This is a genomic window from Paucibacter sp. B51, assembly GCF_027863535.1.
Lineage (GTDB): Bacteria > Pseudomonadota > Gammaproteobacteria > Burkholderiales > Burkholderiaceae_C > Paucibacter_A > Paucibacter_A aquatilis.
On sequence record NZ_JAPIVN010000001.1, the window covers coordinates 215,308 to 235,249 of the forward strand.

At 65.1% G+C, this 19,942-nt stretch carries 20 protein-coding genes; 6 read left to right on the forward strand and 14 right to left on the reverse strand.

The genetic code is table 11. The features are described 5' to 3' along the window. The first annotated feature begins 7 nt into the window (after nucleotides 1–7). From OOB33_RS00850 to OOB33_RS00860, 3 genes are all read left to right on the forward strand, one after another. On the forward strand, nucleotides 8–721 hold the full coding sequence (locus tag OOB33_RS00850; RefSeq protein ID WP_271007280.1) for a PEP-CTERM sorting domain-containing protein: 714 nt from the start codon (nucleotides 8–10) through the stop codon (nucleotides 719–721). Nucleotides 722–896: 175 nt separating this feature from the next. Then, the gene (locus OOB33_RS00855) at nucleotides 897–1,445 is read left to right on the forward strand and encodes a chemotaxis protein CheW (RefSeq protein ID WP_271007281.1); all 549 of its coding nucleotides are present in this window, start codon (nucleotides 897–899) and stop codon (nucleotides 1,443–1,445) included. 58 nt (nucleotides 1,446–1,503) lie between these two features. Then, nucleotides 1,504–3,291: a methyl-accepting chemotaxis protein gene (locus OOB33_RS00860; RefSeq protein WP_271007282.1), complete on the forward strand. Its 1,788-nt coding sequence runs from the start codon at nucleotides 1,504–1,506 to the stop codon at nucleotides 3,289–3,291. A 19-nt stretch (nucleotides 3,292–3,310) separates the two neighbouring features. Here the strand turns inward: OOB33_RS00860 and OOB33_RS00865 are convergent, their stop codons facing one another. After that, a complete protein-coding gene (locus OOB33_RS00865; protein ID WP_271007283.1) occupies nucleotides 3,311–5,434 on the reverse strand; it encodes a primosomal protein N' in 2,124 nt (707 codons plus the stop codon). A 376-nt stretch (nucleotides 5,435–5,810) separates the two neighbouring features. Further along, complete coding sequence (gene hemE / locus OOB33_RS00870) at nucleotides 5,811–6,902, reverse strand: uroporphyrinogen decarboxylase (RefSeq protein ID WP_271007284.1); 1,092 nt, start codon at nucleotides 6,900–6,902, stop codon at nucleotides 5,811–5,813. A gap of 164 nt (nucleotides 6,903–7,066) precedes the next feature. On the opposite strand from hemE, the gene OOB33_RS00875 reads away from it, so the two are divergent. The 3 genes from OOB33_RS00875 to OOB33_RS00885 are packed head-to-tail and all read left to right on the forward strand — an operon-like array spanning nucleotide 7,067 to nucleotide 9,220. Next, complete coding sequence (locus OOB33_RS00875; RefSeq protein WP_102769305.1) at nucleotides 7,067–7,711, forward strand: LemA family protein; 645 nt, start codon at nucleotides 7,067–7,069, stop codon at nucleotides 7,709–7,711. A gap of 7 nt (nucleotides 7,712–7,718) precedes the next feature. Beyond that, on the forward strand, nucleotides 7,719–8,684 hold the full coding sequence (locus tag OOB33_RS00880) for a TPM domain-containing protein (protein WP_102769304.1): 966 nt from the start codon (nucleotides 7,719–7,721) through the stop codon (nucleotides 8,682–8,684). Then, nucleotides 8,684–9,220: a TPM domain-containing protein gene (locus tag OOB33_RS00885; RefSeq protein WP_271007285.1), complete on the forward strand. Its 537-nt coding sequence runs from the start codon at nucleotides 8,684–8,686 to the stop codon at nucleotides 9,218–9,220. The genes OOB33_RS00880 and OOB33_RS00885 overlap by 1 nt, the downstream gene beginning before the upstream one ends. On the opposite strand, the gene ppk2 is transcribed toward OOB33_RS00885, so the two are convergent. The 12 genes from ppk2 to OOB33_RS00945 all read right to left on the reverse strand — a co-directional run bounded on the left by ppk2 (nucleotide 9,209) and on the right by OOB33_RS00945 (nucleotide 19,848). Beyond that, entirely contained in the window at nucleotides 9,209–10,069 is an 861-nt protein-coding gene (gene ppk2 / locus OOB33_RS00890) for a polyphosphate kinase 2 (RefSeq protein ID WP_271007286.1), read from the reverse strand. The two genes, OOB33_RS00885 and ppk2, sit on opposite strands and share 12 nt — an antisense overlap. Before the next feature lie 45 nt (nucleotides 10,070–10,114). After that, the gene (locus OOB33_RS00895; RefSeq protein WP_102769301.1) at nucleotides 10,115–10,987 is read right to left on the reverse strand and encodes a D-hexose-6-phosphate mutarotase; all 873 of its coding nucleotides are present in this window, start codon (nucleotides 10,985–10,987) and stop codon (nucleotides 10,115–10,117) included. Nucleotides 10,988–11,138: 151 nt separating this feature from the next. Beyond that, nucleotides 11,139–11,552 carry a F0F1 ATP synthase subunit epsilon gene (locus OOB33_RS00900; protein WP_102769300.1) on the reverse strand — a complete coding sequence of 138 codons (414 nt, stop codon included), beginning with the start codon at nucleotides 11,550–11,552 and terminating at the stop codon, nucleotides 11,139–11,141. Nucleotides 11,553–11,635: 83 nt separating this feature from the next. Then, entirely contained in the window at nucleotides 11,636–13,060 is a 1,425-nt protein-coding gene (gene atpD / locus OOB33_RS00905; RefSeq protein ID WP_171828713.1) for a F0F1 ATP synthase subunit beta, read from the reverse strand. A gap of 45 nt (nucleotides 13,061–13,105) precedes the next feature. Beyond that, a complete protein-coding gene (atpG, locus tag OOB33_RS00910; RefSeq protein WP_102769298.1) occupies nucleotides 13,106–13,990 on the reverse strand; it encodes a F0F1 ATP synthase subunit gamma in 885 nt (294 codons plus the stop codon). A gap of 62 nt (nucleotides 13,991–14,052) precedes the next feature. Next, nucleotides 14,053–15,606 carry a F0F1 ATP synthase subunit alpha gene (gene atpA, locus OOB33_RS00915; protein WP_102769297.1) on the reverse strand — a complete coding sequence of 518 codons (1,554 nt, stop codon included), beginning with the start codon at nucleotides 15,604–15,606 and terminating at the stop codon, nucleotides 14,053–14,055. Nucleotides 15,607–15,698: 92 nt separating this feature from the next. Then, nucleotides 15,699–16,232: a F0F1 ATP synthase subunit delta gene (locus OOB33_RS00920; RefSeq protein WP_102769296.1), complete on the reverse strand. Its 534-nt coding sequence runs from the start codon at nucleotides 16,230–16,232 to the stop codon at nucleotides 15,699–15,701. Between the two features lie 2 nt (nucleotides 16,233–16,234). Beyond that, on the reverse strand, nucleotides 16,235–16,705 hold the full coding sequence (locus OOB33_RS00925) for a F0F1 ATP synthase subunit B (RefSeq protein ID WP_102769295.1): 471 nt from the start codon (nucleotides 16,703–16,705) through the stop codon (nucleotides 16,235–16,237). A gap of 38 nt (nucleotides 16,706–16,743) precedes the next feature. After that, nucleotides 16,744–16,989 (reverse strand): F0F1 ATP synthase subunit C, encoded by a 246-nt coding sequence (gene atpE / locus OOB33_RS00930; protein ID WP_058721792.1) that lies wholly within the window; start codon nucleotides 16,987–16,989, stop codon nucleotides 16,744–16,746. A gap of 75 nt (nucleotides 16,990–17,064) precedes the next feature. After that, the gene (gene atpB, locus OOB33_RS00935) at nucleotides 17,065–17,955 is read right to left on the reverse strand and encodes a F0F1 ATP synthase subunit A (protein ID WP_102769294.1); all 891 of its coding nucleotides are present in this window, start codon (nucleotides 17,953–17,955) and stop codon (nucleotides 17,065–17,067) included. Between the two features lie 2 nt (nucleotides 17,956–17,957). Next, nucleotides 17,958–18,668: an ATP synthase subunit I gene (locus OOB33_RS00940; RefSeq protein ID WP_271007287.1), complete on the reverse strand. Its 711-nt coding sequence runs from the start codon at nucleotides 18,666–18,668 to the stop codon at nucleotides 17,958–17,960. A 262-nt stretch (nucleotides 18,669–18,930) separates the two neighbouring features. Beyond that, nucleotides 18,931–19,848 carry an SMP-30/gluconolactonase/LRE family protein gene (locus tag OOB33_RS00945; protein ID WP_271007288.1) on the reverse strand — a complete coding sequence of 306 codons (918 nt, stop codon included), beginning with the start codon at nucleotides 19,846–19,848 and terminating at the stop codon, nucleotides 18,931–18,933. Between the last annotated feature and the right edge of the window lie 94 nt (nucleotides 19,849–19,942).

A 19,942-nucleotide genomic window follows, 5' to 3' on the forward strand; every position in this document is an offset into this window, starting at 1 on the left:
ACTACGCATGAATTTCTACTTCACACGCCTCGCCGCTCCGGCCCTGGCCTGCGCCGCCCTGCTGGGCAGCGCCCTACCCGCCCAGGCGGACATGCGCTTCTACAGCTCCCAAGCCGCCTTCAACGCCGCCATCTCGGCGCCGGTCACGGACAGCTTCAACGACCTCTTCTGGGCCCAGGGCCCGAGCTCGCTGTACCGCGAACCCGGTGGCGGCTACAGCTATGTGGTCAATGCGCTGAAATTCGACGGCAGTGACTACTCGAGCTTCTACAACGCCGGCAGCGACAGCGATGTCTGGCTGTCCACCGACCAGGCCACCGATGTCATCAGCTTCGACTTCAACTACACGGACAAGGTCTACGGCGTTGGCGGCTTCTTCTTCGGCACCGATGCACTCGGCGCCTTTCTGCCGGGCCAGAGCATCAAGCTCAATGCCCTCGATGCCGACGGCATCGAGCAGGTGGTGATCATCGAGAACGCCCAACCGGGCACGTTCTACGGCTTTGCCTCGACCAGCCAGATCCGCTACTTCGAGATCAGCGCCGTGCAGCCCAGCGATGGCCTGACCTGGGTGGCGGCCAATGACCTGGTCTTGGGCCAGGTGGCTGCCGTGCCCGAGCCGAGCAGCGCGGCCCTGCTGCTGGGAGGCTTGGGCCTGTTGGGCTGGGGGCTCCGGCGTCGCACGCAGCTCGGCTGTACGCCGAGAACACCGCAAATCTGACAAGCCAGCGCAAGCGGCCGGGCCAGCGCCGGCCCGCCAAACTGCGGCGCATGAAGGCCGCCTGAACCTGCGTGAACAAGCGCACGGCAGGCGGTCTTATCATTTAGCAAAGCTGGTTTTTATCATTTTGATTATTTAAAGTGGAGGCCTGTACCGACCCACCGAGGACTCCCACATGAGCGCGCTTCAAATGATCCCTGAGACCAGCAGCCACACGCTGTCCGTGATGCAAGAGCATCTGGACCGTGGTCGGAGCCAGGAGTTCTTGAGCTGCCAGCTGGGCGGCGTGTCCTACGGCATTCCGCTGCGCTGCGTGCAGGAGATCCGTTCCTACGAAGCGCCCACCCAGATTGCCAACGCGCCCGCCTGGGTCAAGGGCATCGTCGATCTGCGCGGCGTGATCGTGCCCATCGTCGACCTGCGCATGAGCTTCGGCCTGCCCCAGGTGAACTATGACGCGCTGACCGTGACTGTGGTGCTGCACTTGCGGGAGCGTGTGATCGGCGTGGTGGTCGATTCGGTCAGCGATGTGCTGGCCCTGAGCGGCCCCCAGATCAAGCCCGCACCGAGCTTCAGCCAAGCGCTGGATGCCGGCTACATCGCCGGCATCGGCACGCCGGATGCCGAGGACACCCAGCGCATGCTGATCCTGCTCGACATCAAGCGCCTGCTTGGCGGTGCGGCCATGGGCCTGCTGCCGGCCGAAATGCTGGCCTTGAACTGATGTGCATCAGTGCTCCACAACACGCCCTGAGCTCGCCTTTTCACACCGGAGTCCCGCAATGAAGCTGATCGCCTCGCTGGGCATCACCCAGCGCCTCTACCTCGTCTCCGCGCTGGTGTGCAGCAGCCTGGCTGCCGTGACGGTCTATGCCTGGTCCAATCTGGGCTCGGTCACGGCCACTGCCCGGCAGACCGAAACCGTGCGCGTTCCGCAACTCTCGCGCATGAGCCAGATGGAGCTCAATATGACGCGCGCCTCCTTGCAGCTGCGCCATGCCATCCTGGCGCGCAGCCCCGAGGAGCAGGCCAAGGCCCTGGCCGACATCAGCACCCGCCGCCAACTGATCCAGGAAGAGCTCGATGGCTTTGAAAAACACCTGAGTACCAGCCAGGGTCGGCAGATGTTCGCCAGCCTGCCCGCCAAGCTGCAGAGCTTCTGGCAAACCGCGGAGCAGGACATCCGCCTGCTCGAAGCGGGCCAGAAGGCCGAGGCCTTCGCCCATCTGGCAGAGCAGACCGTGCCCAAACGCAACGAGGTGTTGGCCGTGCTGGAACCCTTGGTCGACTACCAGACCGAGCTGCTGGTCCATGACCTGCAAGACGTCGAGACCCGCACCGCCCAGATTGAGCGCGGACTGGAAGCCCTGGTCATCGGCTGCATCGTCCTGCTGCTGAGCTCCACCTTTCTGATCGGCCGGGGCTTGCGCCAGCGCGTGGGCCTGGCCCGCCAGGTGGCCGAGCGTGTGCGCGACGGTGACCTGAGCCCCGTTCCTGCCGACGAGCGGCGCGATGAGTTCAGCCCCTTGTTGCAAGCGCTGCAGCAGATGCAATCCGGCCTGTCCGAGCTGGTCACGCAGGTGCGCGGCAGCTCGGAGAGCGTGGCCACGGCCAGCAACGAGATTGCGCAAGGCAATCTGGAACTGTCCAGCCGCACCGAGGAGCAAGCCAGCGCCCTGCAGCAAACCGCGGCCTCGATGGAACAGCTGGGCGCCACCGTGCGCCAGAACAGCGAAAACGCCCAGCAGGCCAATCAGCTGGCCCAGGGCGCCAGCCTGGTGGCGACCAAGGGCGGCCACGTCGTCGGCCAGGTGGTCAGCACCATGAAGGAGATCAACGAGGCCTCACAGCGCATCGCCGACATCATCAGCGTGATCGACGGCATTGCCTTCCAGACCAACATCCTGGCGCTGAACGCCGCCGTCGAGTCGGCCCGGGCTGGCGAGCAGGGCCGCGGCTTCGCCGTGGTGGCCAGCGAGGTGCGTCATCTGGCGCAGCGCAGCGCCGAGGCGGCCAAGGAGATCAAGAGCCTCATCACCGCCAGCGTCGAGCGGGTGGAAAAAGGCACGCTGCTGGTGGACGAGGCCGGCGCCACGATGGACGAGGTGGTGCGCGCCATCCAGCGTGTCACCGACATCATGGGTGAGATCAGCGCCGCCAGCGTTGAACAGAACGCCGGCATGAGCCAGATCAGCGACGCGGTCACCCAGATGGATCACACGACCCAGCAGAACGCCGCCCTGGTGGAAGAAAGTGCGGCCGCAGCTGACAGCCTGCGCTCGCAAGCGGCCGGTCTGGTGCAATCGGTGGCGGTGTTCCGCCTGAGCGAGCAGGCGCAACAGCCTGCGGCGGCCGAATTCAAAGCCGTGGCCCACAAGCGCACCTTCCAGCCCGCGGCGGCCGCCAACGCCGGCTGGGCCGGCCAGGAGCGCCGCAGCGCCGAGCGCGCGCAGAACGTGGTCCGGCCCGAGTTCAAGGCCTCCTCGGCTGCCCCGGTGGCAGCGCCCCGGGTTCAGGCCAGCAAATCGGCCGCCACCGGCACCCACGACGCGCAGTGGGAGAGCTTCTGAGGCCGCACGGGGGTGCGGCTCAGATCGCCAGCGGGTCCACGTCCAGCGCCCAGCGCAGCAAGCCCTTGTGCTCGCGCTTGAGGGCGTGCAGCTCGGGCATCCAGTGCCAGAGCAGGCGTTGCAGGGCGCCGCGGCTGCCGGCTTCGACCAGCATCTGCATGCGCTCGACATTGGCCACCCGAGCCACGCTCATGGGAATGGCCGGATAGACCAGGCAGCCCTGCGCTTCGGGCATGGCCTGGGCAAAGGCTGCGGCGGCCTTCAAAAAGCCTTGCGCGGCCTCGACCGTGCGCCCCTCGGCGCGCAGCAGGGCCAGGTGGGCAAAGGGCGGCAGGCCGGCCGATTCGCGCTCGGCCAGCTGGCTCTTGGCGAAGGCTTCGAAGTCATGCTGCTTGAGCGCCTGGTAGAGCGCATGCTCGGGGTGCCAGGTCTGCACCCACATCTCGCTGCGCGCGGCCGCCTCGGCATCACGCCCGGCCCGGCCGCCGGCCTGCATCAGCAGGGCGAACAGGCGCTCAGGTGCGCGGAAATCGCTGCTGAACAAGGCACCATCGGGGTTGACCGCCGCCACCAGGGTGATGCGGCGGAAGTCGTGCCCCTTGGTCACCATCTGCGTGCCGACCAGGATGTCCACCTCGCCGCTGTGCACGGCGGCCAGCTGCGCCTCCAGCTCGCCCTTGTGCTTGGTGCTGTCGGCATCGATGCGCAGCACGCGGGCGCCGGGCAGCTGTTCCTGCAACTGCTCTTCCAGGCGCTCGGTACCGCGGCCCAGCGGGGCAATGTCTTGGTTGCCGCAGCTCGGGCAGGCGCTGGGCACCCGCTCGGTGAAGCCGCAGTGGTGGCAACGCAGGGTGCGGTCGCCCTTGTGGAACACGCGCCAGGCGCTGCAGTGCGGGCAATCGCTTTTCCAATTGCATTCGGCGCAGTGCAGCACCGGGGCGTAGCCGCGCCGGTTCAGGAAGATCAGGCTTTGCTCACCGCGCTCCAGGCGCAGGCGCAGGGCGTCCAGCAGGGGCGTGGTCAGCGCCGTCGTGACGCCTTTGCTCAGCGGCATGCGCTTCATGTCAAAGAGGCGCACGCGCGGCAAGGCGCCGCCGCCGATGCGGCCCGGCAGCAGGAGGCGCTTGTAGCGCCCTTCGTTGGCGCGCTGCCAGCTCTCCAGCGAGGGTGTGGCCGAGCCCAGGATGACCGGGATCTTTTCCTGATGGGCGCGGTAGATGGCCAGGTCGCGGGCCGAGTAGCGCGCGCCATCCTGCTGCTTGTAGGACGGGTCATGCTCCTCGTCCACCACGATCAGGCCCAGGCGCGGCATGGAGGCGAACACCGCCAAGCGCGTGCCCAGCACCAGATCGGCTTCACCCAGATGAGCGGCCAGCCAGTTGCGCAGGCGCTGGGCCGGGGTCAGAGCGCTGTGCAGGGAGACGATGCGATGCGCGGCGCCGCCGCTCGCGGCTGAGCCGCCAAAACGCTCGGCGAAGCGGGCCTCCAGCTGCGGCGTCAGATTGATCTCGGGCACCAGCACCAGCACCTGGCGGCCTTGGGCCAGTGCATGCTCAGCGGCGCGCAGATACACCTCGGTCTTGCCGCTGCCGGTGATGCCGTAGAGCAGCACGGGCGCGGGGGCGCTGTTGCGCGCGGCATCCAGCAGCGCGTCAAGTTCATCCAGCACCTGCTGCTGGGCCGGGCTCAGGGTCGGTCGGCCGGCCGGGGTTTCGCCCGCATCCGGCGCGCTGCCCTGCGCCTCGGCAGGGCTGGCGAGGAACTTGCCCAGCTTCTTCAGCCGCGCCCGCAGCTGGGTGTTGTCCAGCTCGCGCAGCTGGGGCGGCAGCACGGCCAGGGCCAGCTCACCGATGCTGCGCTGGTAATAGCTGGCAGCAAACTCGACCAGCTGGCACCAGCTGGCGCTCAGCGGCGGCACGCCGTCCAGCTCGGCCAGGATGGGGCGCAGGGCGGCCGCCTCGGCGCCCCCGTCGGGCTCACCGGGCCAGACGATGCCCATGAGCTCGCGCCGCCCCAGCGGCACCCGCACCAGGCTGCCCGGTGCGAGCGCACGCTCACTCAGATAGTCCAGCGGGCCGCTGAGGCCGCTGTGCTGCGGCGCCTCCACGGCGACGCGAATGCGCTGCACCGGCAATTCAGCCATGGCGCCGGCGCCGAAGCGGTTGCTCCTGCGAGTTTGAATGAGCTTTGAGGCCTAAGTGCATGATTTGAAAGGGCTCAGAAAACAATGCACCAAAACTGTGGATAACTTTGTGGGGAACGTTCGAAGAAGCCGGCCGCAGCCGCTTTGTCACCCAGCGTACCGATCACAGACCATTCTCGTGCTTGGGTCCCGGACTTGTTATGAATCAAGCACTTAGCCTTCAACCGGGAAAACACGGAGCTGCAGCGCAGCATGAAAGCTAGGCTTGTCCCGCTTCGGGATTTGTGGGGATAAGTCTCTACCCTGAGTGCTTACTTCACGTTTTGTGGCCGTGTTTTTTGGCCCGGCACGCAGGGCGGCCGGGCCCTGCGGTCACTCAGGCGCCTTGGCGCAGGCGACGCGAATGGGCATGCACCTCGTCCACCAGGGCGGTGACATGCTCGGGGGGGGTGTGCTGGCTGATGCCATGTCCCAGATTGAACACATGGCCGTCCCAGCCGCCATCGGCCCGCTGCGGATTGCCGAAGCTGTCCAGCACCGAACGGACCTGCTCGCGGATGGCATCCGGCGGCGCGAACAGCACGTTCGGGTCGAGATTGCCCTGCAGGGCAACCCGGCCACCGACCTGGGCGCGGGCACGGCCGAGGTTGGCCGTCCAGTCCAGGCCCACCACATCGGCGCCGGCATCGGCGATCTCATCCAGCCAGAGCGCGCCGCCCTTGGTGAAGAGGATGCGCGGGATGCGCTGGCCTTCATGCTCGGTCTTGACCTGGGCCAACACCCGGCGCGAGTACTCCAGGCTGAAGCGCTGGAACATGCCGTCGGCCAGCACGCCGCCCCAGCTGTCGAACAGCATCACGGCCTGGGCGCCGGCTTCGATCTGGGCGTTCAGGTACTGCGCCACGGCATCGGCATTGACCTGCAGGATGCGGTGCATCAGGTCGGGGCGGGCGTACATCAGGCTCTTGACCTGGCGGTAGTCGTCCGAGCCGCCGCCTTCGACCATATAGCAGGCCAGGGTCCAGGGGCTGCCGGAGAAACCGATCAGGGGCACGCGGCCGTTCAAGGCCTTGCGGATGGAGCTGACCGCGTCAAAGACATAGCGAAGCTTGTCCATGTCGGGCACGGCCAGGGCAGCCACGGCAGCCTCGTCACGCACGACCTGGGCGAACTTCGGCCCCTCGCCGATGGCAAAGGAGAGACCCAGGCCCATGGCATCGGGCACGGTCAGGATGTCGCTGAACAGAATGGCTGCATCGAGCTCGTAGCGCTCCAGCGGCTGCAAGGTCACCTCGGTCGCATAGTCGCGGTTGGTGGCCAGACCCATGAAGCTGCCGGCCTTGGCCCGCGTGTCGCGGTACTCCGGCAGGTAGCGGCCGGCCTGGCGCATCAGCCAGACGGGGGTGTAGTCGGTGGGCTGGCGCAGGCAGGCGCGCAGGAAGGTGTCGTTTTGCAGAGGTGCATTCATGCACGGATTATCCGATGCCCAACGTGCCTGATCTTGCTGCAGAGCAAGCGTGTCACACCAGCCCTGTCATCGCACGCTGCGATACTGGGGCAGCACTTGATTTCGCAGAGCGGGCCGCCACCTGAAGCGCTGCCCCTTGAACGATTCCACACCGGAGGATTTCCATGACGGCCATCTCGAAGACCTCACGCAACGCCCGCAACACCCGCAGCGCCCTCAGCGCCGCTGCGGCACTCGCCCTGACGCTCTCGCTCAGCGGCTGCGGCTACAACGAATTCCAGACCCTGGACGAGCAGGTCAACGCCAACTGGGCCGAGGTGCTAAGCCAGTACCAGCGCCGCGCCGACCTGATCCCCAACATCGTCAACACGGTCAAGGGCGAGGCCAACTTCGAGCAAGAGACCCTCACCAAGGTGATCGAGGCGCGTGCCAAGGCCACCAGCATCCAGGTCACACCCGAGCTGGCCAAGGACCCGGAGGCGCTGAAGAAGTTCCAGGCCGCCCAGGGCGAGGTGTCGAGCGCGCTGTCACGCCTGCTGGTGGTCAGCGAGAACTACCCCAACCTCAAGGCCAACCAGGGCTTCCAGGATCTGCGCGTGCAGCTGGAAGGCACCGAGAACCGCATCACCGTAGCGCGCAACCGTTACATCAAGTCGGTGGCCGACTACAACGTGCACACCCGCCAGTTCCCCAACAACCTGACCGCCAAGGTGTTTGGTTATGAGGTCAAGCCCAACTTCACGGTGCAGAACGAGGCGGCGATCAGCAACGCCCCGGCCGTGAGCTTCGACAAACCGGCGTCCAAATAAGCCCGCCATGAGCAAGGCACTGCGGCTGCACCCGCTACTCCTGCTCGGCGGGCTGCTCAGCCTGCTGCTGGCACTGGCCGGCGGGCCGGCGCGCGCGCAGGAGCTGCGCCCCGTGCCTGTGCTGACCCAGCAGGTGATGGACCAGACGGGCACGCTCAGCGCCGCGCAGCGCGAGGCCCTGACGAGCAAGCTGGAGCGCTTCGAGCGCGAGAGCGGCTCGCAGCTGGTGATCCTGATCGTGGCCAGCAGCCAGCCCGAGGACATTGCCGCCTTCGCGCAGCGCGTCGGCGATGCCTGGAAGATCGGCCGCAAGGATGTAGGCGACGGCCTTCTGATCGTGGTGGCCAAGAACGACCGCAAGGTGCGCATCGAAGTGGCCAAGGCGCTGGAAGGTGCCGTGCCCGATCTGGCCGCACGCCAGATCATCCAGAACGCCCTCAGCCCCGCGTTCAAGGCGGGTGACTATGCCGGCGGCTTGAACCTGGCAGTGGACCAACTTCAAGCACGCATCCGCGGCGAAGCGCTGCCCGCGCCCGCGCCCGGCGCCACGCCGGCCCGAGGCACGGCGTCCGGCGATGGCGGCCTTGATTTCGAAACCCTGGGCGCCCTCTTCTTCATCGGCGTACCCATCTTGGGGTCCCTTCTGAGCAGCATCTTCGGGCGCAAGCTCGGCAGCCTGTTCACCAGTGCGGTGGCGGGCTCGGCGGCCGGCTGGATGGCGTCCAGCGCGCTGATCGGCGGCTTGGTGGGATTTGTGGCCTTGATCGTGGTGGGCGTGATGGGCTTGGGGGGATCGCGGAGCCACAGCGTTCGCCGCGGTGGCCGAGGCCGCAGCGACAGCGGCCCCGTCATCTGGGGAGGGTCGGGCGGATCTTGGGGCGGAGGCGGCGGCGGCAGCGACAGTGGCGGTGGCGGTTTCAGCTCAGGCGGCGGCGGCGACTTTGGTGGCGGCGGCGCCTCGGGAGACTGGTGATGAACGCTGGATCGACAAGCAAGACAAGAAAGCAGGGCTGGCTGCGCTGGTGGCGCCACCGCTGGATGGACAGCCGGGATGCCGAACGCGCCCTGCCCGATGCGGCACTGGCGCGCATCGAGGCCCAGGTGCGCGCCAGCGAGGCCCGTCACCAAGGCCAGATCTGCGTCTGCGTCGAAGCCGGCCTGCCCACCTCCTATTTGTGGAAAGGGCTGCAGGCGCGTGACCGCGCGATCACCTTGTTCGGCAAGCTGCGGGTCTGGGACACCGAGGCCAACAACGGCGTGCTGATCTATCTGCTGCTGGCCGACCGGGCCATCGAGGTGGTGGCCGATCGCGGCCTCAAGCCCTGCGTGAGCCCGCAGCAATGGCAAGCCCTGGTGGCCTCGCTTGGTGAGGCCTTGAAGGCCGGCCAGTTCGAGCCCGGACTGGCGGCCGCGGTGAACGGGGTGAGCGAGCTGCTTTGCGAGCATTTCCCGTTGCGCGAAGGTGAGACCGCCCGCAACGAACTGCCCGACGCCGTGCTACGCCTTTGACCCTTTGCCTGCAGCCGCACCGCCCTGAGCTCGAAGCGGCTTGAGCCTGCCGCTGAACGTCTCCGTCAGCGGCTTGTGCCCCAGCGGCGGAAACTTGAGCTTGGCCTGGGGCACGCGCACATCGGGCAGCTGATCGAGCAGGTGGCGGATCAAGGTCAGGCGACCCTGGCGCTGGTCATTGAAATCCACCAGGGTCCAAGGCGCGTAGGTCTTGTGCGTGGCCGCCAGCATGCGCTCACGGGCCTGGCCGTACTCGGCATAGCGGGTGCGCGCCTCCAGGTCGATGGGCGAGAGCTTCCAGCGCTTGAGCGGGTCGGCCAGGCGCTCGGCAAAGCGCAGCTCCTGCTGCTCCTGGTCCACGCAGAGCCAGTACTTGAGCAAGAGGATGCCGTCGTCCACCAAGAGCTTCTCGAACACCGGCGCCTGCTGCAAAAAAGCCTCGGTCTGGGCCGGCGTGCAAAAGCCCATGACGCTCTCCACCCCGGCGCGGTTGTACCAGCTGCGGTCGAACAGCGCGATCTCGCCCGCGGAGGGCAGATACGGCACATAGCGCTGAAAGTACCAGGCGCCCTGCTCCCGCTCGCTGGGTTTGCCCAGGGCCACGGTGTGGCACTGGCGCGGGTTCAAGGTCTCCGAGATCGCTGCGATCGTGCCGCCCTTGCCGGCCGTGTCGCGCCCCTCGACCAGCACCACCAGGCGCTTGCCACTGTGCTGCAGCCACTGCGCCATGGCATTGAGCTCCAGCTGCAGCGGCGCCATGCGCTCGAGGTATTCGGACTTGTTGAGCTTGCTCGGTTCAGACCTGGGTTTGGTCTTGCTGCTGTTCTTGCTGTCTTTCTTGCCGGCCATGACACCTCCGAGATCGGTCTGAGGCGGCCAGCATACGTGCTCAGCTCAAGCCTGCACGAGCGTCTGCATGCCCACCCAGCTCTCACCGGGCGCGAGCTGCACGGGCTGGCGGATCTGGGCTGCTTCGATGCAGAGCATGTGCTGGTAGCCATCGGCCGGCATGTCCGGCAGCTGGGCGCATTTCTCGGCACCGGGGTTCCAGACCACGGTGTCCTCAAAACCCTGCTGGCGGATCAGCAGCTGGCGGCCGCGGTTGATCAGCTGTTCCTTGAGGGTCAGGTCTTGCTTGAGGCCGTGGTAGATGCGGTCGAGATCGCCGCCCGGCAGCAAGAGTTCGACCCGCTGGCGCTTGAGCTCGCCGCCGGCAGCGCTGTCCTCGTACTGCAGGCCGCTCAGGCCTTCGACACTGCTGGAGTCCAGATCGTGGACGCGCAAATAGGTGTGCAGTGCGCTGGTGAAGTCGAAGGCGGTGTCGCCCTTGTTCTCACAGGCCAGCTCGATCTGCAGCTCGCGGCCGCTGATGCGCACGCTCAGCTCCAGCTCAAAGGCGTGGGGCCAGAACATGCGGCTGGCGGCATCGTCGGTCAGACGCAGCACGGCCAGCGCGTCGTCCGCGCCCTGCTCGGCCGACACCAGCTGCCAAGGTTTGCTGCGGGCGAAGCCATGACGCTTGAGCGGGCCGCGGGTGGAGAACTGCGGAAAGATCACCGGCACGCCGCCGCGGATCGCCTCGCCATTGGCATAGGCCGTCTTGGGCGACACGTAGAGCTGCTCTTCGCCGCCAGCGGGTACCCAGGAGAGCAGGTGCGCGCCGTGCAGCAGCACCGTGGCACGCGCGCCATCCGGCGACTTCAGCTCGATCGCATCGAGGCCCTGGTGGCGAGAGATGGCAATGGGTTGGGGCGTGGCGGCGGTCATGGCGGTTCTCTCGGCGGCAGAAGGGCGAAGGGAGGCGAAAGGGGAAAGGGGGAATGGAGAACTTCAAATGGACAACGCCCGCCGGACTTGCGTCGGCGGGCGCTGAGGTTCCGGCCGGCAACCTGGGTTCCCGGCGGAAGCGTCTTGCAGATTACTTCTGACGGAACTTGCGCAGCGCCGCGATTTGGGCCGCCATGGCGGCGAACTCGCTTTGCGCGGCGGCAAAGTCGATGTCGCTCTTGGCGTTCTTCATCGCTTCCTCGGCCAACTTCTTGGCTTCGGTGGCCTTGGCTTCGTCCAGGTCCTTGCCGCGGATGGCGGTGTCGGCCAGCACGGTCACCGTGCCCGGCTGCACTTCCAGAATGCCGCCGGCGACGAAGACGAACTCTTCGCTGCCATCGGCCTTCTCGATGCGCACGGCACCCGGCTTGATGCGCGTGATCAGCGGGGTGTGCTTGGGCAGGATGCCCAGCTCACCACCTTCACCCGGCAGCGCGACGAACTTGGCTTCGCCGGAGAAGATCTGCTCTTCGGCGGAGACCACGTCAACATGAATGGTTGCCATGATTTGTATCGTCCTTAGCGTTGAAAAAGAGAGTTAGAGGGAACTGCCGCCGAGGGCTTGAGCCCCGCGGCGGCGAACTTCCATCAACCCAGCTTCTTCGCCTTTTCGAACGCTTCGTCGATGGTGCCAACCATGTAGAACGCTTGTTCCGGCAGGTGATCGCACTCGCCAGCCACGATCATCTTGAAACCACGGATGGTTTCCTTCAGCGGCACGTACTTGCCCGGCGAGCCGGTGAACACTTCAGCGACGTGGAAGGGCTGCGACAGGAAGCGCTGGATCTTACGGGCGCGAGCCACGATCAGCTTGTCTTCCGGTGCCAGCTCGTCCATTCCCAGAATGGCGATGATGTCGCGCAGTTCCTTGTAGCGCTGCAGGATGCCCTGCACCGCACGGGTGGTCGAGTAATGCTCTTCGCCGATCACGTTCGGGTCGATCTGACGCGAGGTCGAGTCCAGCGGGTCCACAGCGGGGTAGATACCCAGCGAAGCGATGTCACGCGACAACACGACGGTGGCGTCCAAGTGGGCGAAGGTCGTGGCAGGCGAGGGGTCGGTCAAGTCATCCGCTGGCACGTAGACGGCCTGGATGGAGGTGATCGAACCGACCTTGGTCGAGGTGATCCGCTCTTGCAGACGGCCCATTTCCTCGGCCAGCGTCGGCTGGTAGCCCACGGCGGAAGGCATACGGCCCAGCAGTGCGGACACTTCGGTACCGGCCAGGGTGTAGCGGTAGATGTTGTCCACGAAGAACAGCACGTCACGGCCTTCGTCACGGAAGGATTCCGCAATGGTCAGACCGGTCAGGGCCACGCGCAGACGGTTGCCCGGAGGCTCGTTCATCTGACCGTAGACCATGGCGACCTTGGAGTCTTCGAGCTTCTCGAGGTTCACGACGCCCGAATCGGCCATCTCGTGATAGAAGTCGTTGCCCTCACGGGTACGCTCGCCCACACCCGCAAACACCGACAGACCGCTGTGGGCCTTGGCGATGTTGTTGATGAGTTCCATCATGTTCACGGTCTTGCCCACACCGGCGCCACCGAACAGACCCACCTTGCCGCCCTTGGCGAACGGGCAGATCAAGTCGATCACCTTGATGCCGGTTTCCAGCAGGTCTTGCGAGGGGCTCAGTTCGTCGTAGGCGGGAGCAGCGCGGTGGATCGAAGCGATTTGGGCTTGATCAACCGGGCCACGCTCGTCGATGGGCGAACCCAGCACGTCCATGATGCGACCCAGGGTGGCCTTGCCGACCGGCACCTGGATGTTTTCGCCGGTGTTGTACACCTGCGAACCGCGACGCAGACCGTCCGACGAGCCCAGAGCAATGGTACGCACCACGCCGTCGCCCAGCTGTTGCTGAACTTCCAGCGTCAGGGCGGAGCCTTCCATCTTCAGCGCGTCATAGATCTTCGGCATCTGGTTGCGCGGGAACTCCACGTCCACCACGGCGCCAATGCACTGAACGATCTTGCCAACCGCGTTGGTTTGAGTGTTCGACATATCGATTCCTTCAATCAGTATTCGTTGCGTATGGTTTGGCGAGCAGCGGGATCAACCCACCGCGGCCGCGCCACTGACGATTTCGCTCAGTTCCTTGGTGATGGCGGCCTGGCGGGTCTTGTTGTAGACCAGCTTCAGCTCACCAATCAAGGTGCCGGCGTTGTCGGTTGCGGCCTTCATCGCCACCATGCGTGCCGATTGCTCGGACGCCATGTTTTCCGCCACAGCCTGATAAACCAGCGCTTCGGTGTAACGCACCAAGAGCTCGTCGATCACGGTCGCCGCGTCGGGTTCGTAGATGTAATCCCAAGCGTGCGAGGCCTTGGAGCCTTCAGCGCCACCGGCCAGACCCTCGGTGCTCAGCGGCAGCAGCTGCTGCACAACCGGCTCCTGCTTCATCGTGTTGATGAAACGGGTGTAGCACAGGTAAACCGCCGAGAGCTTGCCTTCCGCGTACGCGTCGAGCAAAACCTTGACCGGGCCGATGATCTTCTCGATGTGCGGCTGGTCACCCATCTGCGTCACATGCGAAACGACCTTGGCGCCGATGCGGTTCATGAAGCCCAAGCCCTTGTTGCCGATGGCAACGACTTCAGCCTTCTGACCGCCCGCTTCCAGGTCTTTCAACTTGGCCGTGGCTGCGCGCAACAGATTGGTGTTCAAACCGCCGCACAGACCCTTGTCCGTCGTGACCACCACGAAACCGACCTGCTTGGCCGACTCGTTCGTCACCATGAAGGGGTGCTGGTACTCGGGGTTGGCCTTGGAGAGATTGGCAGCGATGCTGCCGATCTTCTCGCTGTAGGGCCGAGCCGAGCGCATCCGTTCCTGCGCCTTGCGCATCTTGGACGCAGCGACCATTTCCATGGCCTTGGTGATCTTCTTGGTGTTCTCGACCGACTTGATCTTGCCGCGAATTTCCTTGCTTGATGCCATGATTTCTCCTGTTCAGATGGGGCGGTTCAGCGCGTGGTGCTTGTTCCGCCCCGTCATGGGCATTAAGCGAAGGACTTCTTGAACGTCGTGATGGCGGCGTTCAACTCGGCTTCCGCATCCTTGTCCATGGCCTTGTCGGCTTCCAGCTTGGCCAGCAGAGCGGCGTGGCTGGTCTTCAGGAACTGGTGCAGGCCGTGTTCGAAAGCCAGAACCTTCTTCACGTCCAGGCTGTCCATGAAGCCCTTGTTCACCGCGTACAGCGTGGCAGCCATCAGGCTGATCGGCAGCGGCGAGTATTGAGCTTGCTTCAGCAGTTCGGTCACGCGGGCACCGCGGTCCAGCTGCTTGCGGGTGGACTCGTCCAGATCGGAAGCGAACTGCGCGAACGCAGCCAGTTCACGGTACTGCGCCAGGTCGGTACGGATACCGCCGGACAGGCCCTTGATCAGCTTGGTCTGAGCAGCGCCACCGACGCGCGACACCGAGATACCGGCGTTGATCGCGGGGCGGATGCCGGCGTTGAACAGATTGGTTTCCAGGAAGATCTGGCCGTCGGTGATCGAGATCACGTTGGTCGGCACAAAGGCGGACACGTCACCGGCTTGGGTTTCGATGATGGGCAGCGCGGTCAGCGAACCGGTCTTGCCCTTCACTTCACCCTTGGTGAATGCTTCGACGTAGTCGGCATTCACGCGAGCGGCACGCTCCAGCAGACGGCTGTGCAGGTAGAACACGTCGCCCGGGTAGGCTTCACGGCCCGGCGGACGGCGCAGCAGCAGCGAGACCTGACGGTAGGCCACAGCTTGCTTGGACAGATCGTCATAAATGATCAGCGCGTCTTGACCGCGGTCGCGGAAGTACTCGCCCATCGTGCAGCCCGAGTAGGCCGAGACGTACTGCATGGCCGCCGATTCAGACGCAGAGGCGGCCACGACGATGGTGTAGTCCATCGCACCGTTGGCTTCCAGAGCCCGCACCACGTTCTTGATCGACGAAGCCTTCTGGCCGATCGCGACGTAGATACAGGTCATGTTCTGACCCTTCTGGGCCAGGATGGCGTCGATGGCGACGGCGGTCTTGCCGGTCTGGCGGTCACCGATGATCAGCTCGCGCTGGCCACGGCCGACGGGCACCATGGAGTCGATGGACTTCAGACCGGTTTGCACCGGCTGGTCCACGGACTTACGTGCGATCACGCCAGGCGCGACCTTTTCGATCACGTCGGTCAGCTTGGCGTTGATCGGGCCCTTGCCGTCGATCGGCTCGCCCAGGGCGTTGACGACGCGACCCACCAGCTCGGGGCCGACGGGCACTTCCAGAATGCGACCCGTGCACTTGACGGTGTTGCCTTCGGAGATGTGCTCGTAAGCGCCCAGAATCACGGCGCCGACGGAGTCGCGCTCGAGGTTCAGAGCCAGGCCGTAGGTCGGCTTGCCATCGGCACCGGCCGGGAACTCCAGCATTTCGCCTTGCATCACGTCAGACAGACCATGGATGCGGCAGATGCCATCGGACACGGACACGACCGTGCCCTGGTTGCGGACGTCCGTCGATGCACCCAGACCCTCGATGCGGGACTTGATGACTTCGGAAATTTCAGCAGGATTCAAATTCATTGCTATGGCTCCCATCTGGACTAGCGTCTGTTGCCAGAGCGGTAGACACAGGGATGAACGAAAGGGGGTGGCGTTGCGCTCGTGCCCGAAACTCAGGCGGTGAGCGCCACTTTCATGCGCTCCAGGCGGGACTTGACCGAGGTGTCGAGCACCTCATCGCCAACCACCACCCGGATGCCGCCAATCAATGCCGGCTCCAGCGTGACTTGGGCTTGCAGCTTGCGAGCGAAGCGCTTTTCCAGCGCCGCCACGACCTCGGCCAGCTGAGCCGGCTCGATCGGGTAGGCGCTGTAAATGGTCGCATCAGCCACACCTGCAGCGGCATTGGCGAGCGCATGGAACTGCGCTGCCACGGCCGGCAAGGCTGCCAGGCGACCATTGGCGATCACTTCACGCAGAAAGCTCTGCATGCCGTCGGCCAAGGCCAGGCCCGTGGCTGCCGTCATGATGGCAAGCACTTGCTCGGGCTGGGCCTTGGGGCTGTCAGCGAACTGGCGCAGCTCGGCGTCTTGCGCCACCTGGGCCAGCGCAGAAATCTGCTGGCCCCAGGCCTTGACGTCAGACTTCAGCGCCACTTGGTAGAGCGCTTCCGCGTAAGGACGGGCAATGGTTGCGAGCTCAGCCATGATTACAGCTCCGTCTTCAGACGGCCCAGCAACTCGGCATGGACGCTGGCGTTGACCTCGCGCTGCAGAATTTGCTCGGCACCCTTGACGGCCAGTGCGGCGACCTGCTCGCGCAGGGCCTCACGGGCACGTGCGGCTTGCTGCTCGGCTTCAGCCTTGGCAGCGGCCACGATCTTGGCGCCTTCTTCTTCTGCACGCACTTTGGCAGCGTCCACGATGGCAGCGGCACGCTTTTCAGCGTCAGCCAATTGCTTGGTGGTTTCACCGCGCGCTTGGGCCAGTTGCTCGTCGACCTTCTTGTTGGCCGTGGCCAATTCAGACTTGGCCAGTTCAGCCGCCTTCAGACCGTCGGCGATCTTCTGCGCACGCTCATCCAGCGCCTTGGTGATCGGCGGCCAGATGAAGCGCATGGTGAACCAAACAAGGATCGCAAAAACGATCGCTTGCAGGAACAGGGTTGCGTTGATATTCACAGCACGATCCTTTCAACCGTGAAAGGTTGGCCGTTCAATTAGATGGCGAAGGGCTTGGCGAATGCGAACAGCAGAGCGATAGCCACGCCGATCAGGAAAGCAGCGTCGATCAGACCAGCCAAGATGAACATCTTGGTTTGCAGTTCGTTCATCAGCTCAGGCTGGCGAGCCGAAGATTCCAGGAACTTGCCGCCCATCAGTGCGATACCGATCGAAGCGCCCAGAGCGCCCAGACCAACGATGAGACCGCAAGCCAGCGCGACGAGACCGAGGATGTTTTCCATGATTAGCTCCAGAAGGGATAGAAAAAAGAAAAGGGAAAGGGAAAGGTCAAACGAAAAACTACAGACTGACTGCGATCAGTGCGCGTCGTGCGCCTGGCCGGTGTAGATCAGGGTCAGCATCATGAAGATGAAGGCTTGCAAGGTGATGATCAGGATGTGGAACAGCGTCCACACCGTGCCTGCCACCAAGTGCCCCAGACCCAGCCAGAAGCCGCCCGACAAGGGGTTCAGCTCCCAGGCCCACACACCGCCCATCAAGGCAATCAGCATGAACACCAGTTCGCCGGCAAACATATTGCCGAACAGTCGCATGCCGTGAGACACGGTCTTGGCCGCGAACTCGATCATCTGCATCAGGAAATTGATCGGATACAGGAACCACTTGTCGCCGAAGGGCGCAGCCAGCAGCTCATGCGTCCAGCCGCCGATGCCCTTGATCTTCACGCTGTACCAGAAGCACACCAGCAGCACGCTGGTGGACAGGCCCAGGGTGGTCGACAGGTCGGCCGTCGGCACAACACGCATGTAGGCGTGGTGTGCGTCATGGCCCATGGCGGCGTAAGCGTGGGTCCAGGCAGCCGGCAGCAGGTCGACCGGCAGCATGTCCATGAAATTCATCAGGAAGATCCAGACGAAGACGGTCAGCGCCAGGGGCGAGATCACCTTGCGGCTGGCAGCGTTGTGGATCACGCCCTTGGCCTGGTTTTCGACCATTTCAGCCAGGATTTCCACGGCAGCCTGGAAGCGGCCCGGCACGCCCGAGGTGGCCTTGCGCGCGGCGCGCCACAGGAAGAAGCAGCCGATCACGCCCAGCAGCACCGAGTAGATCAGCGAGTCGAGGTTGAACAGGCTGAAATCAACAATGCTGGTTTGCTTGACCGCTTGGCCCGCAAAGTTCACCTGCATGTGCTGCAAGTGATGCTGGATGTATTCGCCCGCGTTCGGCGCGTGTCCTTCGGCTGCCATTGTCAGTTTCCGTCCCGCTTGGCGTGGCTTGCGGCCACGCGATTTTTGCTGAAACGACCCTGCAGAAGCAGGGCCACCCAATTAACTTTCAAACACCCGATCAGCCCAACCAGCAGTGCTGGCCAGTACAGCCCGGGCATCCATTTCGCAGCCGCTGCCAAGATGGCAACGGCCAGCATGATCTTGATCAGCTCCCAGAACATGAAGCCCAGCACCGCAGCGCCAGGAATCCCCCTGAAGAGCCCGGTCATGCCCCAGGCCATCAAGGCATTGGGCAAAACCACCGCGGCCACGCCACACAAGGCCGACCGCGCTTTTTCCATTCCACCGAGGCTGCTGTCGCCCACCAACCAGGCACCCAGCCCCCAGAGCACGGTCAGCAGCACGCCAATCACGGCCTGCGCCCCCACCACCCGCCAGGGCGACAAAGGCGGATGCTGCGCCACCAGGGCTTGAGCCTCCTCACGCGTGAGCGTCTTGAAAGCAGCCTCGGCGGCCCCATCCTGGGAACCATCCTCAGACACCTCGTCATCCCAAGCCAGCTGCCTGAACTTGCGCTCAGGCGATGACCCCGGCGACAGAGTCAGCGAACTTGCAGGCTGGGCTGTTTTCGAACCTTCGACTGGACCGGACGTTGGCGATCGCTCTGATCGCTGATCCCCTGCCCTGGCACCCGAATGTCCGCCCAGTTCATCGCCTTCAAATTCGCTCATGAATGGATGACGGCTGTCGGCAAAACCCAAAGATTATATGTGGAAACCCGTAGCCTGGGAAAGCCAGCGCCACCGGGAGCCCTCCCAAACCCCTGCCGCAGCCCCTCGCCCGAGGCCGAAAGACCGATGCCAAGCTAGCTTCAAAGCGCCCGCCGGCCGGCCTTTCCAGGCCCGGCGGCATGATCTTCAAGGACCATGACTTTTGGCTGACAGCCCTGCAAGTCCGAGGGGCATGGGCGCCCGATTCTGGGGCGCCAGCGGCTCAGAGCTTGAGTTGATGGGGCGCCCAGCCGGGCACCTCCACCCGCATCTGCAGCACGCAACCGGCCCAGGGCTGGGCCGCGCGCTCCTCGGCCGGGCGGCCATCGCTGGCGGTGGTGATGTAGAGCGTGCGCAGATCGGCCCCACCGAAAGTCGGCATGGTCGGGCAACGCACCGGCAACTTGACCTCCTTCAAGACCTGCCCCTCGGGCGAGAGCCGCAGCAGGCGCTGGCCTTCGTACATGGCCACCCAGTAGCAGCCCTCTTGGTCCACGGCCGCGCCGTCGGGCCGGCCGCCGTAGCCGTCCAGCGACTGGCCGGCCGCACGCGGCTCGAAACGCACCCAGGTCTGGCGCGCTCCCAGCGCACCGGTCTCGGCATCGAAAGGCAGGCGGTAGATTTCATGCGCCTTGGTGTCGGACCAGTACATCCAGGCCTGATCCGGGCTCCAGGCCAGGCCGTTCGAGGTGGTGATGCCGCCTTCGGCGCGCACAAAGCCGGCTGACCCATAACGGTACAGCGCAGCGTCAGGCGCGCGGGCATCGTCGATGCCGCCGACCCAGAGGCGGCCCTGCGCATCGGGCTTGCCATCGTTGAAGCGCTGGCGCGCCGGGTCGTAAGGCGGCGGCGCCAGCAGGCTGCAGGCACCGCTATCCAGATCCAGTCGAAACAGCCCCTGGCGCTGCGCCACGGCCAGTCCACCGCCCTCGATCAGCGCGATACAGCCTGGCTCACTGGCCACGGGCCATTGCCGCAATTCGCCCGAGGCGGGGTGCAGGCGCAGCACCTGCTTGGCAGGAATGTCGACGTAGTAGAGCGCCTGCTCCTCCACGCTCCACAGCGGCGATTCACCGAGCAAGGCCGGCGTCGGGCCGGCGGGCGTGATGGTGTAGGGCGGGGTCGAGGCTTCTGAATTCATGGCGATCGAGGCGGGGTCGGAGGCGGGATGCAACACCCCATGCTACGACCGTAACCCGATGAAACTCAGACCCGCGCCGCGATTGATGCGCGGC

Coding starts and splice junctions, on each gene's coding strand:
- OOB33_RS00920 (WP_102769296.1), bottom strand. CDS start 16,232: ATGGCTGAGCTCGCAACCATTGCCCGTCCTTACGCGGAAGCGCTCTAC.
- atpA (WP_102769297.1), bottom strand. CDS start 15,606: ATGAATTTGAATCCTGCTGAAATTTCCGAAGTCATCAAGTCCCGCATC.
- OOB33_RS00900 (WP_102769300.1), bottom strand. CDS start 11,552: ATGGCAACCATTCATGTTGACGTGGTCTCCGCCGAAGAGCAGATCTTC.
- atpB (WP_102769294.1), bottom strand. CDS start 17,955: ATGGCAGCCGAAGGACACGCGCCGAACGCGGGCGAATACATCCAGCAT.
- OOB33_RS00875 (WP_102769305.1), top strand. CDS start 7,067: ATGACGGCCATCTCGAAGACCTCACGCAACGCCCGCAACACCCGCAGC.
- hemE (WP_271007284.1), bottom strand. CDS start 6,902: ATGAATGCACCTCTGCAAAACGACACCTTCCTGCGCGCCTGCCTGCGC.
- OOB33_RS00885 (WP_271007285.1), top strand. CDS start 8,684: ATGAACGCTGGATCGACAAGCAAGACAAGAAAGCAGGGCTGGCTGCGC.
- atpG (WP_102769298.1), bottom strand. CDS start 13,990: ATGGCATCAAGCAAGGAAATTCGCGGCAAGATCAAGTCGGTCGAGAAC.
- OOB33_RS00940 (WP_271007287.1), bottom strand. CDS start 18,668: ATGAGCGAATTTGAAGGCGATGAACTGGGCGGACATTCGGGTGCCAGG.
- ppk2 (WP_271007286.1), bottom strand. CDS start 10,069: ATGGCCGGCAAGAAAGACAGCAAGAACAGCAGCAAGACCAAACCCAGG.
- OOB33_RS00945 (WP_271007288.1), bottom strand. CDS start 19,848: ATGAATTCAGAAGCCTCGACCCCGCCCTACACCATCACGCCCGCCGGC.
- OOB33_RS00895 (WP_102769301.1), bottom strand. CDS start 10,987: ATGACCGCCGCCACGCCCCAACCCATTGCCATCTCTCGCCACCAGGGC.
- atpE (WP_058721792.1), bottom strand. CDS start 16,989: ATGGAAAACATCCTCGGTCTCGTCGCGCTGGCTTGCGGTCTCATCGTT.
- OOB33_RS00850 (WP_271007280.1), top strand. CDS start 8: ATGAATTTCTACTTCACACGCCTCGCCGCTCCGGCCCTGGCCTGCGCC.
- OOB33_RS00865 (WP_271007283.1), bottom strand. CDS start 5,434: ATGGCTGAATTGCCGGTGCAGCGCATTCGCGTCGCCGTGGAGGCGCCG.
- OOB33_RS00880 (WP_102769304.1), top strand. CDS start 7,719: ATGAGCAAGGCACTGCGGCTGCACCCGCTACTCCTGCTCGGCGGGCTG.
- OOB33_RS00855 (WP_271007281.1), top strand. CDS start 897: ATGAGCGCGCTTCAAATGATCCCTGAGACCAGCAGCCACACGCTGTCC.
- OOB33_RS00860 (WP_271007282.1), top strand. CDS start 1,504: ATGAAGCTGATCGCCTCGCTGGGCATCACCCAGCGCCTCTACCTCGTC.